Genomic DNA, 17,105 nt, shown 5'->3' with positions numbered 1-17,105 from the left:
CCAGATTAAAACTCCACTCAAGATGTCACTAAGATGGATTCGACAGTTGCTGTTGAATCCATTTTACATTTTCAGGTGTAAATAAACGGTCAATGTTCTTCCAAATAATGTGATAACCGTAACCCCCTTGTTTCATTTCCTTAACCGCATCATCAATTGCCCAATTTTCAAAAATAATGCGATACATGGCAACGCTGGCGCCGGTACGGTCTGAACCATGGTAGCAGTGTAATAAAACGCGCTGGTCATTCTGCTTGGCAATTTTGATTTGTTGCATGACTTCTAGGAGGTCTTGTCGGTCAATTGCCCAAGTGTTAATAGGAATATGTACAAGATTAAAATTTTCATTTTTAAAAACTAAACTATCTGCGTCTTTGGCTCTTAAATTAATGATCGTTCCAATTTGATGATTCTTTAATTCAGAAATCATTGCAGTATCAGGTTGTTCACTGCGATAAACATCATTACTAATTTGATAAAAGTTATGAGTCTGAGAAACTAAGCTTCCCCAATCTTGTGGTCGATGCTCATGGGCGATACTTTCGTGCTGCATACACCCTTGTAAACTTATACAGATGGCAAGTGTAAGGAGCGATAATTTCTTCATGTTTGATACCGTTTCAGCTCATCAGGGTCGTGAGCACAAATTATTTCAATCTTGGGTTCATGTTGAGCTAAATGCTGTAAACGCTTGAGGTTAAAAAGACGCTTTTCATTATCTTCTGCAAATGTTTTTTCCACCAGACCAAGTGATCTTAATTTATTTTTAGGGTTTAACTCTAGGTGTGAGTAGTAGGCATCTCCACAAAATAATACCCATTGATTTTGTTGCTTTATGGCAATCCCGCAATGTCCAGCTGTATGTCCTAACAGCGGTATCATTAAAATTTCATCTTGAAACAGCGGAAAACCTTTAACTTTTTCGAGGTTGAACCATGCTTCACCTTTTTGATATTCAACGAAGTTCCAATACCGATGATCTTTATATTGATTGGTTCTATAGCGAAGTTTGCCTTTAAAATTTGGAAGTTGGGCAGCGTTGTATTCTGCTGCTAAAACATGAACTGTGGCATGAGGAAAATCTGAGATACCACCAGCATGGTCGAAATCAAGATGAGTGACAAAAATATGCTGTACATCTTTGGGACTAAACCCGAGCTTTTGGATTTGTTGGATCGCACTAAATTCAATATTATGCTCAATATTGCCTAAGCGTTTAACTAATGAGCCTAGGCGCTGCTTCATATGTAAGTAATCTTGCAAGCCAAAGCCAGTATCGATAAGCACTAAGCCTCGATCAGTTTCAACTAAAAGACAATGACAGATTACTTCAGCTCGGAAGCCTTTTTGTCCAAATAAGGGGGCACAAACTGGGCACATACTGCCACACTTTAAATGATGAATTTTATAGATCATGATTTTTATTTTTTTACCAAATCGTTTCGAGTTATAACTGATCTAAACAATAAAAACCATGAGTATTCAATACATAAATAAAAAAGCCATCACTACGGATGACTTTTTCGGGTGTGATATTTAATCTAAATGTGCCTACGCGCTTCGCTTGTCTTGTAAGGAATTTTTCAGATGCTTGCCTACGCACTGCGTTTGTCTTGCAAGCAATAAAACCTTTAGTCGGTTTTATTGCTTTCAGGCTGTGGCGTGAGGCGTAAATAAGGTTTAACAGCCGTATAACCTTTAGGGAAACGTTGTTTAATTTCTTCTTCATCTTTAAGTGATGGCACAATCACGACATCTTCACCTTGCTGCCAGTTCGCAGGCGTAGCGACTTTATGTTTATCTGTTAATTGTAATGAATCCACAACACGTAAGACTTCATTAAAATTTCGGCCCGTCGAAGCAGGGTAGGTAATGATTAAGCGAACTTTTTTGTTAGGATCAATAATCACTAATGAGCGCACTGTTAGAGTTTCACTGGCATTAGGGTGAATGAAGCCATAGAGCTCAGATACTTTACGATCTTTATCTGCAATGATTGGAAAGTTTACAGTTGTGTTTTGTGTTTCATTAATATCGTTGATCCAACCTTTATGAGACTCTACATCATCTACAGACAAAGCAATCGCTTTAACATTACGCTTCGTAAATTCATCTTTTAATTTTGCTGTGTAACCTAACTCTGTTGTACATACTGGCGTATAGTCGGCTGGATGTGAAAATAAGATTCCCCAACTATCCCCTAAAAAATCATAAAAATTAATTGGGCCTTCGCTCGATTCTTGTTGAAAATCGGGGGCAGTGTCTCCTAATCGTAGTGTCATGATATTTCCTCAATTGCTCATAATTTGTTATTCGATTGAATGAATATGCAGCATTTACTTTATGATTAAAATTATTGTTTTTATATTTTATTATGAAATTTTTATATAAGTGTAAATATATATGACTAAAACTCATTATTTTAAGTGCTTAATCAATGTAACTTTAAGGTAAATTTGCTAAATTAGATTTCTCGGAAGTTATGCTTAATAGATGAGCGTTAATGGTGTGTTTTTGGTGCTCGGCACATTAAGGGGAGATTAGATGAATGAAAAAACCATTCGTCTAACTATCAGATTTTTTTTAGGGGTTTTGTGCAAACCCCTTGTACTTCAAATTTCTGGCACCATAATAAACGACTGAGAAAAAGTTTATTCATTTGACCAAGCAAGATTTAGAGAGTTTATCCATGTTGGCAAGTCTGATCGGAGGTATCTTCGGTACAAAAAATGAGCGTGAACTCAAACGCATGCGCAAAATTGTTGAGCAAATCAATGCGCTCGAGCCGACGATATCAGCTTTAAGCGATGCAGACTTATCTGCAAAAACTCCAGAATTCAAACAACGTTATAATAATGGCGAAAGTTTAGATAAATTACTTCCAGAAGCGTTTGCAGTTTGTCGTGAAGCTGCTAAGCGTGTGATGGGTATGCGTCACTATGACGTTCAGTTAATTGGTGGTATTACCTTACATGAAGGTAAGATTGCCGAGATGCGTACTGGTGAAGGTAAAACCCTTATGGGTACTCTGGCGTGTTATTTAAACGCTTTGAGTGGCCAAGGTGTACATGTCATTACTGTGAACGATTATTTGGCACAGCGTGATGCCGAGTTGAACCGCCCATTATTTGAGTTTTTGGGTCTATCAATTGGTACAATTTATTCAATGCAAGGTCCGTCAGAAAAAGCGGCAGCTTACCTTGCCGATATTACTTACGGTACCAATAACGAATTCGGTTTTGACTATTTACGTGACAACATGGTGTTTTCTTTAGCAGAAAAGAAACAACGTGGTTTGCACTATGCCATTATCGATGAAGTTGACTCCATCTTAATTGATGAGGCACGTACACCATTAATTATTTCTGGTCAAAGTGAAGACTCTTCACACCTCTACAGTGCAATCAATAAGATTCCTCCTAAATTACATCCGCAAAAAGAAGAAAAAGTAGCAGATGGCGGCCATTTCTGGATTGATGAAAAGCAGCGTTCAGTAGAAATGACCGAAATTGGTTATGAAACTGTTGAGCAAGAACTTATTCAGATGGGCTTGTTGGCTGAAGGCGAAAGCTTATATTCAGCAACAAACCTGAACCTTGTTCACCATGTATCTGCTGCTATTCGTGCGCATTTCCTATTCCAACGTGATGTTCACTATATTATTCATGATGGTGAAGTGGTTATTGTCGATGAACATACGGGTCGTACGATGCCGGGTCGTCGTTGGTCAGAAGGTTTGCATCAAGCTGTTGAAGCAAAAGAAGGCTTAGAAATTCAGCCTGAAAACCAAACTTTAGCGACAACAACATTCCAGAACTATTTCCGTCTCTATAAAAAGCTTTCAGGTATGACAGGTACTGCTGATACTGAAGCTGCGGAAATGAAAGAAATTTACGGTCTTGATGTTGTGATTATTCCAACTCACCGTCCAATGATTCGTAACGACCAAAACGATTTAATTTATTTAAACCGTAACGGCAAATATAACGCGATTATTCAAGAAATTATGAATATTCGTGGGCAGGGTGTTGCTCCAATTCTGATTGGTACAGCAACCATTGAAGCCAGCGAAATTTTATCTTCTAAGTTAATGCAAGCTGGTATTCACCACGAAGTATTGAATGCAAAGCAGCATGAGCGTGAAGCTGACATTATTGCTCAAGCGGGTAGCCCGAATGCAGTAACGATTGCAACTAACATGGCTGGTCGTGGTACGGACATTATCTTGGGTGGTAACTGGAAAGCGAAACTTGCCAAACTTGAAAACCCAACTGCAGAAGATGAAGCACGTCTAAAAGCACAATGGGAACAGGACCACGAAGATGTCTTGCAAGCGGGTGGTTTGCACATTATTGGTTCTGAGCGCCATGAATCACGTCGTATTGACAACCAGTTACGTGGTCGTGCCGGTCGTCAGGGTGACCCTGGTGTTTCTCGTTTCTATTTATCTCTTGAAGATGACCTTATGCGTATTTTCGCAGGCGACCGTGTCGTTGGTATGATGCGCGCGATGGGTTTGAAAGAGGACGAAGCGATTGAACATAAAATGGTGAGTCGTTCGATTGAGAATGCTCAGCGTAAAGTTGAAGCGCGTAACTTCGATATTCGTAAGAACTTATTGAAATACGATGACGTGAATAACGAACAGCGTAAGATCATTTACTCACAACGTGATGAAGTATTAGCTGAAAACACCTTAAAAGAATACGTTGAAGAAATGCATCGTGAAGTGATGCAAGGCATGATTGCTAACTTTATTCCACCAGAGTCAATTCATGACCAGTGGGATGTGGAAGGTTTAGAAAATGCTTTACGTATTGATTTAGGTATTGAGCTACCAGTTCAGGAATGGTTAGACCAAGATCGTCGTTTAGATGAAGAAGGTTTGGTTGAGCGTATTAGTGATGAAGTGATTGAGCGTTATCGTCAGCGCCGTGCTCAAATGGGTGATGAATCTGCAGCAATGCTTGAGCGCCATTTCGTTTTAAACTCTCTTGATCGCCATTGGAAAGATCACTTGGCTGCAATGGATTATTTGCGTCAAGGTATTCACTTACGTGGCTATGCGCAAAAGAACCCTGAGCAAGAATATAAGAAAGAAGCTTTCAACCTGTTCGTAAACATGTTGGGTATTATTAAAACTGATGTTGTGACTGATTTGTCTCGTGTACATATCCCAACACCAGAAGAACTTGCAGAAATGGAAGCTCAACAACAGCAGCAAGCTGAATCAATGAAGCTTTCTTTTGAACATGATGATGTAGATGGTTTAACTGGTGAAGTTACACTTTCTCAAGAAACCATGAACGAGTCTGCCGATCAGCAAGCTTTCCCTGTTCCAGAAAGCCGTAATGCCCCATGCCCATGTGGTTCAGGACTAAAATATAAGCAATGTCACGGTAAGATCTAATCTGCCTTCTCAAAAAAAGCAGAACAATTGTTCTGCTTTTTTTATGTTTGTAGTAAGCCTGTGAATAATGTTTGCAGTTTTAAGCATTAAATGCTATTTACTTCTCATCCAGAGTGTATGTTGGAAAGACAATGAAAAAAGTATTACAACCTTTATTTTTAACTGTTCTTGCTGTACCAAGTTTTGTTTTTGCAGCAGAAGCAGCTTCAGCCCCTCAAACGACAACGGTTGACAAAGTACTTGCAGCAAAAGGCCCAACTTCGGCTCAAGCTGTAGTGAAGCAAGAAAATACTACAGTGATTAGTCCACGTACAGGTATTCGCTATACGTTGGGTAACACAGGTAATCGCCCAATTATCTTACAAACTACAGCGATTGCTCCGGCAAACTCAGCAAACATTAATCGAATTGTGGCAAGCAACCCAGCTCTCTCTGCAAAAAGCCAAGAAAAAGCAAAAGTTGCTTTAATCGGTGAAGCAGCTGTAGCAGGACCAGCAGCAGTTGCAGCAAGCAATGTAACAGCGCCAGCTGCAACAAATAGTGTTGCTCCAGCAAATCCTGCATCAATGAACTAATTCATATACGTATAAAAAGCCAGTTCAAATTGAACTGGCTTTTTTATGGGGGTGTCTTTAAAACTTTAAATCTGATTATTTACATCATCATTTTTTGTTTCACGAATGAGTAAGAACGCAACTAATGATAAAAGTGATGCAGCAGTCAGATAATAACCAACTGCATATAAACCATAAGTTTCAGCAAGCTTAGTCGCAATCAGTGGGGCAAAGGATGCACCAAAAATACCAGCCAAGTTAAAAGTTAATGCTGAACCTGTATATCGAACTGAAGTTGGGAAAAGTTCAGAAAGAACTGTACCAATTGGACCATATGTTAAGCCCATAATTGCCAAGCCAGTACATAAGAAAAGGAAAACGATTAAAGTATTTCCAGACTCTAACATACTAGAGAAGAACAAGCCGAAAATCGCAGCAGCAATACAAACGCCAATAGAAGTTGTTTTTCGACCAAATTTTTCTGCAAAAATAGCCGATAAAGGAATGAATGCGGCGAAGCAAAGTGTGGCAAAGAGTTGAAGTTCTAAGAATTCACCACGCGCATACCCAAGCTTTGTGGTTCCCCAGTTTAAGGCAAATACGGTAGTAAGATAGAACACAACAAAGGTACAGATTGCTGCAACTGTACCAAGAATAAGTTTACCAGTATGTTTGGTTAAAACTTCTTTAAATGGAATATTAACTTCTTTTTGCTTATCTAAGACTTTCTGGAAAGCTGGAGTTTCATGAAGTTTTAAACGGATATATAAGCCAACAATAACCAATACAGCACTGGCAATGAATGGAATACGCCAACCCCATTGCATGAATGCTTGCTCAGGAATAACTGCACTCAATAATAAGAATGAACCTGTTGCCAGAATAAAGCCAATTGGAGCACCTAGCTGTGGAAACATCCCGTACCATGCTCTTTTACCTTCTGGGGCATTTTCAGTCGCTAATAATACTGCGCCGCTCCATTCACCGCCTAAACCTAAGCCTTGTCCTAAACGACAAACAGCTAATAGTAATGGTGCGATAATTCCGATTTGAGCATAAGTTGGAAGTAAACCAATACATACGGTTGAAATACCCATGGTCAGTAAAGCTGCAACTAGAGTTGCTTTACGACCGATACGGTCTCCTAGATGGCCAAATAATGCGGCACCGATAGGACGAGCAATAAAGGCAATTGCAAAGGTTGCCAGAGATTGTAAGACTGCGGCACTGCCACTACTAGCAGGAAAAAATAGGTGAGGAAAGATAATCACGGCAGCTGTTGCATAGATATAAAAGTCGAAGAACTCAATGGTTGTACCGACTAAGCTTGCAAACAAAACTCGTGTTTTTGAATTAGTGGCTACTACAGGAGCAGCAGTCGCAGAAGTTGACTCCATATAAGTCCTTATATCCGTTAAAATTTATTTTTAATGACTACTCTTTTTAAAGACGTATTTTTCTCAAAGAATAGCGTGAAAGAACATCATCCATGACTCTTTCAGGATCACTGAATATGAGTGAAAAATGGACTAAACTACGTACCAATAGATTGCAAGAAAATGTGCCCCTGCACCTAAAAGCACAAAAATATGCCAGATCGCATGGGTATATCTTACCTTTTTTAACGCGTAAAACAATGCTCCAACCGTATAAGCTAATCCGCCAATAATTAACAAAATCAACGCGTCTTTACTTAGATAGGTGCGCATATCATCCATAACAAATACAGCAAGCCAACCCATAAGAACATAAGCAAGTAGCGAAATTTTCTGAAAACGATGAATAAAAACTAACTTGAAAAGTGTACCAATTGCAGCAATGCTCCATAGAGCAATAAGTAAAATATGAGCTTTTTGCGTAGGTATAGCAATGCTTAAGAACGGGGTATATGTTCCCGCAATTAAATAATAAATAGCAGTGTGGTCGAGTTTTTTATACCAGTAGCGTAGGTTTTGTGTTTGAGCAAAATGATAGAGTGTAGAACTGGTAAAAACTAAAATTAGGCTAAATGAATATACCCATAAACCCACCCACTGAGCAGTTGAAAGATAAGATCCCTTTATAATTAAAAAGATAGAAGCTACAACTGCCATAACAACACCAGCACCATGACTATAGGCATTAAATAGTTCTTCTTTTGGATCATAAGTTTCCAACACAGATTTACTCATAACTTTAATTTTTTTGATTAAAAATACAAATGTATAGAAATACAAAACAGTCGTAAAGTTATTTTATTTTTAATCCTAGACCCTTTAAACTTCTATTTTATATGAGTCTTCAATTTTTCAGGTATATCCGTGTCGGTTTTCTCCTTTGAGCAAGAACAGCAATTCTTTCATGAAATCAAGCAAATGCTTGACCAACAAGCTTTTGAGCGTTTGATCTTGAGCCAATATAAGGGAGAGTTGGCGCAGCTGGAAAAAATTACTTTCCGCGTTGTAGAGCTACATGGACAAAAACAGCTTTCAGCTCTATACCATCATACGACCCAAGATGTGACTAAAAACTATTCATTTCAAGAAGGTTTGCAACAGATTGAGCAATTAATCACACAGTGTAAGCAAGCAAACTTATTTTCAACCACTCAAGAAATTCAACTAAAAAAAAATAAGAAAAAAGCCATATTAAATATGGGTAAAAAGCAGGCCGTAAATACGACACAAACGGTTCAGGCACATGACCGTGAAAAGCAGCGCTATGTACAGCAGGGCAATGCATTTTTAAAAGAGCTGGGTATTACTGATGAAAAAGCTCAGGTCATTCCAAGCATGGCTCGTAAATGGAAACAGATTAATAAATTTATTGAAATTTTTGCGAGTGCCTACGAACAGATTGATGCGTCTCAACAAGAGTTACGCATTGTTGATTTTGGCTCGGGGAAAGGTTATTTAACTTTTGCATTGTATGATTATCTGCAACAACAGCAGAAAACACCATTGATTACTGGTGTAGAGCTACGTCGTAATTTGGTGGAATTTTGCCAGAACGTTGCAAACAAAGTTAATTTCAATCATCTAGACTTTTTTGAAGGCGATGTTCGTAGTTATCAACCAGAAAAGCTGGACGTTATGATTGCCTTACATGCGTGTGATATTGCGACTGATTTTGCTATTCATACCGGAATTCGTTTAAACGCTTCGATGATTATGTGTGCACCATGTTGCCACAAAGAGTTACGCCCTCAATTACATAGCCCAGAAGTTTTACAGCCAATGCTACAGTTTGGTATTCATGCTGGACAACAAGCCGAGATGTTGACCGACACTTTACGTGCATTACTTTTAAAGGCGTATGGTTATGAAACCAAAGTTTTTGAGTTTGTATCGCTTGAACATACCAGCAAAAATAAAATGATTTTGGCAACAAAACGCAGAAATGTTTCACAACCTGATCCCAAGATTATGGCTCAAATCCAAGCATTGAAAGAAATGTATGGTATTAAAAAACAAACGTTGGAATTGTTGTTACAAGATCAGTTGCCGATCGAAAATATTGGCTGTAAGTGCTAGGAAGGTGAATGGATGTATAAAATTGTAGAGGGTGGTTGGGAACAGCTTGAGAAGGATGCCAAATACATCCGTGAACAAGTCTTTATCCAAGAACAGGGAATTGCACCTGAAGATGAATGGGACGACTTGGATGCCACAGTTCTACATTTTATTGTCTATGACAAAGAGCAGCCTATTGCTACAGCACGTTTGTTGCCACAGCATAGCGTAGGGCGTGTTGCTGTTTTAATGCCTTATCGAAAGCAGGGTATTGGTAAAATTTTAATGCAGCATATTATTGAATATGCGCGTCATCATAAATTGCCTTACTTAAAGCTTTCAGCACAAACCTATGTAACAGCCTTTTATAAAGCTTTAGGTTTTCACGTGCAAGGTGAAGTTTACGAAGACTGTGGCATTCCACATATTGATATGGTTTTGAAGTTAAATTGAGACTTCTTTTTAGAAGTCTCAATTTAGATTTATTTCATTGCATGCCAGCTTTCGATGGCCTGTAAGCCAGTTTCTAAACCGACTTCATAACTGTAGCGAAGCTTTTTGGGATTGGTAGTTAAACGGCCAGCCATATTTTTAAGAGGCGGTGGACACACTTCTAAAATTTGCTGGTCTGGATTTTCACCACGAACAAAATCGACCGAAGCGTTATAACGAGCACAGCGGCTACGCAAGCTACTAGCGAAACCATAATGATGTTTAAACGCATATTTTGCGAGGAATTGATCACCTCGACTACTTGCTTTGAAATAGTTTTTCGGACGAGTACGTAAAACTAACAGTTTTTTGACGCCACTTTGCTGAGCCGTCCAGCGAACGGGTAGGGCATCTGCAACACCACCATCAAAATAAGGTTCACCCATAATATCGACGGGATGACGCGTTAAAACTGGAATTGAGCTAGAAGCTCGAAGCGCATTGAGTAAATTATCTTTACCCGCACGAAGATATTCTGCATGACCTGTTTTGGCATGCGTCAACACCATATAAAAATCAGGATTTTTGGCAAAAAGACTCTGTTGATCAAGTGGATGTTCTTTTTCACCAATTTCCCACATCCATTTTAAATCAAGTAAGTCGCCGCCTTTAAAAAAGCGTTTGTAATCGATAAATTCAGGGCGCAGTGAATGATCAATATAAAATGTTAGAGTGCGGCCTTGCTGACCTGCCAAGTAGTTAGCGACATTGGTTGAACCAGATGATACGCCAACATATAAATCGAATGGGTTGAACTGTTGTTGTAAAAACGCGTCAAGTACACCACTGGTAAAGGCGCCGCGCATGCCTCCACCTTCTACAACCAGTGCGTTGCGGGAAAAATCTGTCATTTGAAAAATATCTGATTACTGAGTTGATTGCTTATGTTCTTGCATATCCATTTCAGGCATGTTGTCACTATGTTGAGCGTGTTGCTTTGTAGAGTGCTCAGCCTTTTGCTGCATTTGCTCTTGTTGTGCTTTGCGCTGTGCACCTGGCATATAGTCAGGTTCATTACTCATTGCTAAATAGAAAAAGCCAAGGAAAATTGCACTTAAAACACCAACGATCAGAACAAATTTCCAGCCTAAAATTGCTGACTCGGAAGAATTTTTATCGGACATAAGAATTTCTCGAATGTGCTGTAGAAGCACAAAAATGAAGTCTATTTATAGCATATTTAGGCAGGGGGCTGAAATCTTAAAGGTCATAAAGAAAAACCCATATAAATAAAATATATTTATATGGGTAAGGTTTATGCAGTTTTTTAAATATTCAATAAGACTAAATTACTGAATATTTTGTTTCTGCTCAGCTTTGGTTTTTAGTAACGTAGGCGGTGTGAAACGTTCACCATATTTGGCAGCTAATTCTTCGGCACGTTTTTGTGCTTTATCAGTACCATACTGATTTAGGAATTGAATTGCTCCTCCAGTCCAAGGTGCATAACCAATCCCAAAGATAGAACCGACATTGGCATCAATTACCGACTCCAATACGCCTTCTTCATAACAACGTAAGGTATCTAAGGCCTGTACAAACAGAATGCGATCAATCATATCTTGTTCAGAAATATCATGATCTTTTTTCCAGCGGTTTAAGCCTTCCCATAGATGCTTTTTACCATTTTCAGGGTATTCATAAAAACCAGCTCCAGCAGCTTTACCTTTACGGTTTAACTCATGAATCATGGTGTGAACCACTTCATCTACAGAAGTTTTAGGTAAATCTTTTCCTTCGGCCTGAAGAGCTTTGCGTGCTTCACTGGCAACATGTTCGGTTAATGTTAAAGATACTTCATCTTGAATAGCGAGGGGGCCAACTGGCATACCAGCTTTCAGTGCTGCCATTTCAATACGCGCTGGGTGGACACCTTCGGCAAGCAAGCGCATACCTTCTTGAATGAACGTACCAAACACACGACTGGTAAAGAAACCACGGCTATCATTAACAACAATCGGTGTTTTTCCAATTTGTTGTACAAAGTCGTAAGCTTTGGCAAGTGTCTCTGCGGAGGTGTTTTTACCTTTAATAATCTCAACCAACTGCATTTTGTCGACAGGGCTAAAGAAATGCAGACCGATAAAAGCTTTATCATCCTTACTTGCTTGCGCTAAACCTGTAATTGGCAGGGTTGAGGTGTTTGATGCCATCACACCGTTAGGTGCTAGATATTGCTCGGCTTCTTGAGTGACTTTCGCCTTGAGTTCTTGATTCTCAAATACGGCTTCAATAATTAAATCACAACCTTGAAGATCTTCAGCAGAAGCTGTAGCCGTAATGAGCGATAAAACCTGATCACGTTTTTCTGCCGTCATGCGGCCTTGTGAAACACGTTTATCTAGCAATTTCTGAGAATATGCTTTGCCTTTCTCAGCATTTTCAACAGATACATCTTTAAGTACAACTGGAATGCCTTTAATGGCTGTTGAATAAGCAATGCCTGCACCCATCATGCCTGCACCCAACACACCCACTTTCGTGGCTTGCCATTTTGCAACGTCGGCAGGGCGGCTCGCACCAGACTTAATTGCATTTAGACCATGCCAGAACGTGCCGATCATATTTTTAGAAATTTGGCCTGTGGTAAGCTGAGTAAAGTAGCGAGACTCAATACGCAGTGCAGTATCGACATCAACTTGAGCGCCTTCAACTGCGGCAGCCATAATCGCTTCAGGGGCAGGGTAACAACCTTTGGTCTTGTCTTTTAACATGGCTGGTGCAATTGCAAGAACTTGTGCAACTGCTGGAGTTTTTGGATCACCACCCGGGATTTTGTAGCCCTTTACATCAAAAGGCTGTTGAGATTTTGGATTGGCCTTGATCCAAGCAATTGCTTTATCTAAAAGCTCTTGATCATTTTCGGCAGTGTCATGAATTAAACCTAAAGATTTTGCTTTATCAACACCGAACTGTTTGCCTTCCATTAAGAAAGGAAATGCATTTTGAAGCCCAAGCAAACGTACCATACGCACAATACCGCCGCCGCCTGGTAACAAACCTAAAGTGACTTCTGGTAGGCCAAATTTGCTTTTCAGGTCATTGATTGCAATACGGTGATGGCAACTTAAGGCGATTTCCCAACCACCGCCAAGTGCTGTGCCATTTAATGCTGCAACCACTGGAATCCCTAGTGTTTCAATTGTACGTAAATGACCTTTTAGCTTTTCAACCATGTTGAAAAAGTCAGTTGCGTGTTCAGGCTGAACTTGAATTAGTTCATCTAGATCGCCGCCTGCGAAGAAAGTTTTTTTAGCCGAGCGGAAAATAACCCCTGAAAGTTCTGTTTCTGCTTTAAGTTTCTGAGTCGCTTCATCGAGCGAGTCACGAAACTCGGCATTCATGGTGTTTGCAGATTGACCGGTTGAATCAAGCGTTAAAATGACAATATTGTCGGCATTTTTTTCGTATTGAATTGCACTCATCTTCTATATCCCTAATTTTTATACGCGTTCAATAATGGTGGCAATACCCATCCCACCGCCAACACAGAGGGTCGCTAAACCGCGCTTTTTATCTTGTCGTTCAAGCTCATCAAGTAAAGTACCTAAAATCATGGCACCTGTTGCCCCTAATGGATGACCTAAAGCAATCGCACCGCCATTTACGTTGACTTTCTCAGCTGGGACGTTGAGTTCATTAATAAAACGCATAACAACTGCCGCAAATGCCTCATTAACTTCAAATAGGTCAATATCATCAATCGTAAGCCCAGCTTTTTCTAAAGCTTTACGTGCAGCAGGCGCAGGGCCAGTCAGCATGATGGTTGGGTCGGTACCAACCAATGCAGTCGCCAAAACTTTAGCGCGTGGTTTTAAATTTTGTTCTTTGACAGCTTTTTCAGAAGCTAATAAAACTACAGCTGCCCCATCGACAATACCTGATGAGTTACCTGCGTGATGAACATGATTGATTTTTTGTGCTTCTGGATATTTTTGTAAAGCAACTGCATCAAAGCCCATTTGTCCCATCATTTCAAAACTTGGGTTGAGCTTCGTTAGACCTTCGAGTGTGGTATTGCCTTTAATAAATTCATCTTTCTCTAAAATCACCACACCTGCATGATCTTTTACTGGCACAACTGATTGGTCGAAATAACCATTTGATTGAGCCGCCGCCGCTTTTTGCTGTGACTTTACAGCAAAATTATCAACATCTTCACGGCTATAGCCATCTAAGGTTGCAATGAGGTCGGCCCCAATACCTTGTGGAACAAATGATGACTTAAGATTTGTTTCTGGATCTAATGCCCACGGCCCACCATCCGAGCCCATTGGAATGCGTGACATTGATTCAACGCCACCAGCAACCACTAAATCTTCCCAACCAGAGCGGACTTTCATTGCTGCCATATTGACTGCTTCTAAGCCTGATGCACAAAAGCGATTGATTTGCACCCCAGCAACATCATCATTCCAACCTGCTGCAATCGCTGCAGTTTTGGCAATATCACCACCTTGATCGCCAATTGGTGTTACGCAGCCCAAAACAATGTCATCGACTTTAGACGTATCGAGTTGATGGCGCTGCTGTAATTCATTTAATAAGGTCGTCAGTAATGTAATTGGTTTTACTTCATAAAGAGAGCCATCTTTTTTTCCTTTTCCGCGTGGGGTGCGAATGGCATCAATAATATAAGCCTCGCTCATAACAGTTCCTTTTTTATTACTTAAACTTTGTTGTGTTTTGAGTGTACTGGTTTTAAAAGGCAACGCAATGACGATAAGCGCACCAGTCAGGTGATGATTTTTGCCAATAGAAATACAAAAAAGCCCAAGTTGAACTTGGGCTAAATGTGAAACTAAAGAGATTTAAGAGTTAGTGATAACCATGTAGCTGGCGATATAGGCCAGGAGTTACACCCGTCCACTTTTTAAATGCGCGGTGGAACGTACTGGTTTCACTAAAACCAACTTGTTGAGCAACGTCTTCAAGTGTTAATTCTGGGTTAAGTAACAAGTGAATCGCAGCATCTCGGCGTAGGGCATCTTTTACACCTTGGTAGCTTTTACCTTCGGCAGCCAAGCGGCGGCGTAAAGTTTGCGGAGATAAATACAACATTGATGCAACGTCATTAAGCGTTGGCATTTCTTCACCAATTTGGCTTTTAAGTACTTCACGAATACGAGAAGTTAGCGAGTTGGTGTTTTTGAATTTTACTAAAAGCTGAGCAGGAGCTGCTTTTAAGAATTCTTCTAGCGTTTTCTCATCTTGGCGGATTGGCAAATCAAGATAATCAGCTGCAAAGGTAATTTCAGTACGTGGTGCATCAAACTGCATAACTGGTGCAAAAAATAATGCATCATATTCATCTGCATGTGCAGGACGTGGATAGCTAAAATGAACACGTTCTAATGGCAAGCGGCGTTCAATCAACCATGATGCTAGACCGTGCCAAATCATGAGCATACTTTCAGTAATGAAATGGTCTGGATCTAAAGTTTTTGGAATGAGGGGAACTAGGCGTGCTTCATGTTTGTCACGCTCTAGAGTTACAGACCATTCATCGCCAAATAATTTGTAGAATTGAGATGAAAGTTCAAGGGCTTGGCCCAATGTTTTTGCGTGAATAATCAACTGACACATAATGGCAAAAGTGCCCAGACGACGTGGTTGTACGTCAAATCCAACGTGTTCATCCTGTGTGACCATCCACAACATTTTTATAAAACGAGTGTATTGTTCTGGTGAGATTCGAGCTTTAGGTTGACGTAATAATTCCGCTTCAATACCCACATGTGAAAGGAGCATTTCAACATCCATGCCAAGGCGTTTTACGCCTGTCAAAGCCGCATTCACGAAGTGGATGCTAATCGTATCGCGACTCATATTGAATCCTTCAGTCTCTTTGATGTTCACTTTAAATTGACCTAAATGACCGTCTAAAAAAATAAATTGGCGATTTACAACAGAGTAAAAGCACTTTTTACATGTTAAATTGCCGAAATGATCAAGGTAAATGGCTGAACATGACATTGTTTTAGTATATTTGCTTAACTAATATAAAAGAAAATTCGAATAATAGTGGTTAAAAATACGATGACGACAGCATTAAATGGACTTAAAGTTCTCGATTTCTCGACGCTCTTACCTGGACCTTTTGCCACAATGTATTTGGCCGATATGGGAGCAGAAGTCATCCATATCGAATCTCCATCACGTCCTGATTTAATCCGAATCATGCCACCATATGCAAATGGTCAAGCAACAGCACATAGCTATCTAAACCGAAATAAACAGTCGATTGTTCTGGATTTAAAAGATAAAGCGAGTATTGATCTGATTAAAGCCAAAATTTCTGAGTTTGATATTGTCATAGAGCAGTTCCGACCTGATGTGATGCGTCGTCTCGGACTAGACTACGCGACACTTGCCGAAATTAACCCACGTCTCATTTATTGTTCAATTACAGGTTATGGACAAACAGGAAGTTATAAAGACAGAGCTGGGCATGACATTAACTATTTAGCTTTAGCAGGTATTGCTGGATATAGCGGCCGACAAGACAGTGGTCCGCCACCACTCGGTATTCAAGTTGCAGACATTGCAGGTGGTTCACTTCATGCTGTCATTGCAATTTTAGCTGCGGTTGTCGAACGTGGACGTAGTGGAATGGGACAATATATTGATATTTCCATGACCGATTGTGTTGCTAGCCTAAACAGTATGGCCGCATCCGCTACACTTGCGGCACAAGTTGAACAAGCACCAGAGCATGGCATGCTCAATGGCGGTATTTTTTATGACTATTATATGACTCAAGATGGTCGTTATCTTTCAATAGGTAGTCTTGAGCCACAATTTATGTCTGGTTTATCAGTGGCGCTTGATTTGCCTTTACTATTACAAAAAGGCGCTTCCTTAGATGTCGAAGACCGACAGGAAGTTAAACAAGCCATTCAAGAGAAAATTAAAACGAAATCATTTAAAGAATGGCATGAAATTTTTGCAAATCTTGATGTGTGTGTAGAACCTGTTTTAAGCCTAACTGAGTCCTTAAACTCGCCTTTAGCACAAGAACGTGGATGGATTGTGGATGTACCTTTGCAAAATAATACAGCGGATACAGAACCACAATTGGCTTGTCCAATTAAGTTTTCAAGATCGAAAATGAGATATTCCTTTATAGGTCAAAAACTTGGTGAAGGGCAGTGGTAA

15 protein-coding genes are annotated in these 17,105 nt (G+C 39.9%); 5 read left to right on the top strand and 10 right to left on the bottom strand.

From position 1 onward, the window contains the following. Positions 1-28: 28 nt before the first annotated feature. The 3 genes from B806_RS0104020 to B806_RS0104010 form a co-directional block, all read right to left on the bottom strand. Positions 29-607 (bottom strand): dual specificity protein phosphatase family protein, encoded by a 579-nt coding sequence (locus B806_RS0104020; RefSeq protein ID WP_017385613.1) that lies wholly within the window; start codon positions 605-607, stop codon positions 29-31. After that, entirely contained in the window at positions 604-1,416 is an 813-nt protein-coding gene (locus tag B806_RS0104015; protein WP_079380925.1) for an MBL fold metallo-hydrolase, read from the bottom strand. The genes B806_RS0104020 and B806_RS0104015 overlap by 4 nt, the downstream gene beginning before the upstream one ends. A gap of 215 nt (positions 1,417-1,631) precedes the next feature. After that, entirely contained in the window at positions 1,632-2,282 is a 651-nt protein-coding gene (locus B806_RS0104010; protein ID WP_005309671.1) for a peroxiredoxin, read from the bottom strand. Positions 2,283-2,689: 407 nt separating this feature from the next. Between B806_RS0104010 and secA the strand changes: the two genes are divergently transcribed. Both secA and B806_RS0104000 read left to right on the top strand, forming a co-directional pair. Next, positions 2,690-5,410, top strand: coding sequence for a preprotein translocase subunit SecA (secA, locus tag B806_RS0104005; protein WP_017402647.1), 2,721 nt, complete (start codon positions 2,690-2,692; stop codon positions 5,408-5,410). Positions 5,411-5,541: 131 nt separating this feature from the next. Beyond that, on the top strand, positions 5,542-5,985 hold the full coding sequence (locus B806_RS0104000) for a hypothetical protein (RefSeq protein ID WP_002116535.1): 444 nt from the start codon (positions 5,542-5,544) through the stop codon (positions 5,983-5,985). 65 nt (positions 5,986-6,050) lie between these two features. Here the strand turns inward: B806_RS0104000 and B806_RS0103995 are convergent, their stop codons facing one another. Continuing rightward, entirely contained in the window at positions 6,051-7,361 is a 1,311-nt protein-coding gene (locus B806_RS0103995; RefSeq protein ID WP_005072730.1) for an MFS transporter, read from the bottom strand. Between the two features lie 132 nt (positions 7,362-7,493). Next, positions 7,494-8,135 carry a hemolysin III family protein gene (locus B806_RS0103990; RefSeq protein WP_031944657.1) on the bottom strand — a complete coding sequence of 214 codons (642 nt, stop codon included), beginning with the start codon at positions 8,133-8,135 and terminating at the stop codon, positions 7,494-7,496. A gap of 129 nt (positions 8,136-8,264) precedes the next feature. Between B806_RS0103990 and B806_RS0103985 the strand changes: the two genes are divergently transcribed. Then, positions 8,265-9,476, top strand: coding sequence for an SAM-dependent methyltransferase (locus B806_RS0103985; RefSeq protein WP_017402645.1), 1,212 nt, complete (start codon positions 8,265-8,267; stop codon positions 9,474-9,476). Positions 9,477-9,488: 12 nt separating this feature from the next. Then, on the top strand, positions 9,489-9,908 hold the full coding sequence (locus tag B806_RS0103980; RefSeq protein ID WP_017402644.1) for a GNAT family N-acetyltransferase: 420 nt from the start codon (positions 9,489-9,491) through the stop codon (positions 9,906-9,908). Between the two features lie 29 nt (positions 9,909-9,937). On the opposite strand, the gene B806_RS0103975 is transcribed toward B806_RS0103980, so the two are convergent. The 5 genes from B806_RS0103975 to B806_RS0103955 form a co-directional block, all read right to left on the bottom strand. Further along, positions 9,938-10,798 carry a patatin family protein gene (locus tag B806_RS0103975; RefSeq protein WP_017402643.1) on the bottom strand — a complete coding sequence of 287 codons (861 nt, stop codon included), beginning with the start codon at positions 10,796-10,798 and terminating at the stop codon, positions 9,938-9,940. A 15-nt stretch (positions 10,799-10,813) separates the two neighbouring features. Then, complete coding sequence (locus tag B806_RS0103970; protein ID WP_017402642.1) at positions 10,814-11,071, bottom strand: hypothetical protein; 258 nt, start codon at positions 11,069-11,071, stop codon at positions 10,814-10,816. Positions 11,072-11,236: 165 nt separating this feature from the next. Further along, positions 11,237-13,372, bottom strand: coding sequence for a 3-hydroxyacyl-CoA dehydrogenase NAD-binding domain-containing protein (locus B806_RS0103965; RefSeq protein ID WP_017402641.1), 2,136 nt, complete (start codon positions 13,370-13,372; stop codon positions 11,237-11,239). Between the two features lie 18 nt (positions 13,373-13,390). Next, positions 13,391-14,596 (bottom strand): acetyl-CoA C-acetyltransferase, encoded by a 1,206-nt coding sequence (locus tag B806_RS0103960; protein WP_005064279.1) that lies wholly within the window; start codon positions 14,594-14,596, stop codon positions 13,391-13,393. A gap of 169 nt (positions 14,597-14,765) precedes the next feature. Then, positions 14,766-15,776, bottom strand: coding sequence for an AraC family transcriptional regulator (locus B806_RS0103955; RefSeq protein ID WP_002116561.1), 1,011 nt, complete (start codon positions 15,774-15,776; stop codon positions 14,766-14,768). Positions 15,777-15,986: 210 nt separating this feature from the next. Here B806_RS0103955 and B806_RS0103950 point away from each other — a divergent pair, with 210 nt between their 5' ends. After that, positions 15,987-17,105 carry a CoA transferase gene (locus tag B806_RS0103950; protein ID WP_002116185.1) on the top strand — a complete coding sequence of 373 codons (1,119 nt, stop codon included), beginning with the start codon at positions 15,987-15,989 and terminating at the stop codon, positions 17,103-17,105.

Origin of the sequence: Acinetobacter sp. TG2027 (assembly GCF_000302435.1) — a bacterium.
In the GTDB taxonomy this organism is placed as follows: Bacteria; Pseudomonadota; Gammaproteobacteria; order Pseudomonadales; family Moraxellaceae; genus Acinetobacter; species Acinetobacter pittii.
The sequence above is the reverse complement of the archived record's forward strand: the minus strand, read 5'-3'. Positions and strand labels throughout refer to the sequence as shown.

Coding starts and splice junctions, on each gene's coding strand:
- B806_RS0104020 (WP_017385613.1), bottom strand. CDS start 607: ATGAAGAAATTATCGCTCCTTACACTTGCCATCTGTATAAGTTTACAA.
- B806_RS0104015 (WP_079380925.1), bottom strand. CDS start 1,416: ATGATCTATAAAATTCATCATTTAAAGTGTGGCAGTATGTGCCCAGTT.
- B806_RS0104010 (WP_005309671.1), bottom strand. CDS start 2,282: ATGACACTACGATTAGGAGACACTGCCCCCGATTTTCAACAAGAATCG.
- secA (WP_017402647.1), top strand. CDS start 2,690: ATGTTGGCAAGTCTGATCGGAGGTATCTTCGGTACAAAAAATGAGCGT.
- B806_RS0104000 (WP_002116535.1), top strand. CDS start 5,542: ATGAAAAAAGTATTACAACCTTTATTTTTAACTGTTCTTGCTGTACCA.
- B806_RS0103995 (WP_005072730.1), bottom strand. CDS start 7,361: ATGGAGTCAACTTCTGCGACTGCTGCTCCTGTAGTAGCCACTAATTCA.
- B806_RS0103990 (WP_031944657.1), bottom strand. CDS start 8,135: ATGAGTAAATCTGTGTTGGAAACTTATGATCCAAAAGAAGAACTATTT.
- B806_RS0103980 (WP_017402644.1), top strand. CDS start 9,489: ATGTATAAAATTGTAGAGGGTGGTTGGGAACAGCTTGAGAAGGATGCC.
- B806_RS0103975 (WP_017402643.1), bottom strand. CDS start 10,798: ATGACAGATTTTTCCCGCAACGCACTGGTTGTAGAAGGTGGAGGCATG.
- B806_RS0103970 (WP_017402642.1), bottom strand. CDS start 11,071: ATGTCCGATAAAAATTCTTCCGAGTCAGCAATTTTAGGCTGGAAATTT.
- B806_RS0103965 (WP_017402641.1), bottom strand. CDS start 13,372: ATGAGTGCAATTCAATACGAAAAAAATGCCGACAATATTGTCATTTTA.
- B806_RS0103960 (WP_005064279.1), bottom strand. CDS start 14,596: ATGAGCGAGGCTTATATTATTGATGCCATTCGCACCCCACGCGGAAAA.
- B806_RS0103955 (WP_002116561.1), bottom strand. CDS start 15,776: ATGAGTCGCGATACGATTAGCATCCACTTCGTGAATGCGGCTTTGACA.
- B806_RS0103950 (WP_002116185.1), top strand. CDS start 15,987: ATGACGACAGCATTAAATGGACTTAAAGTTCTCGATTTCTCGACGCTC.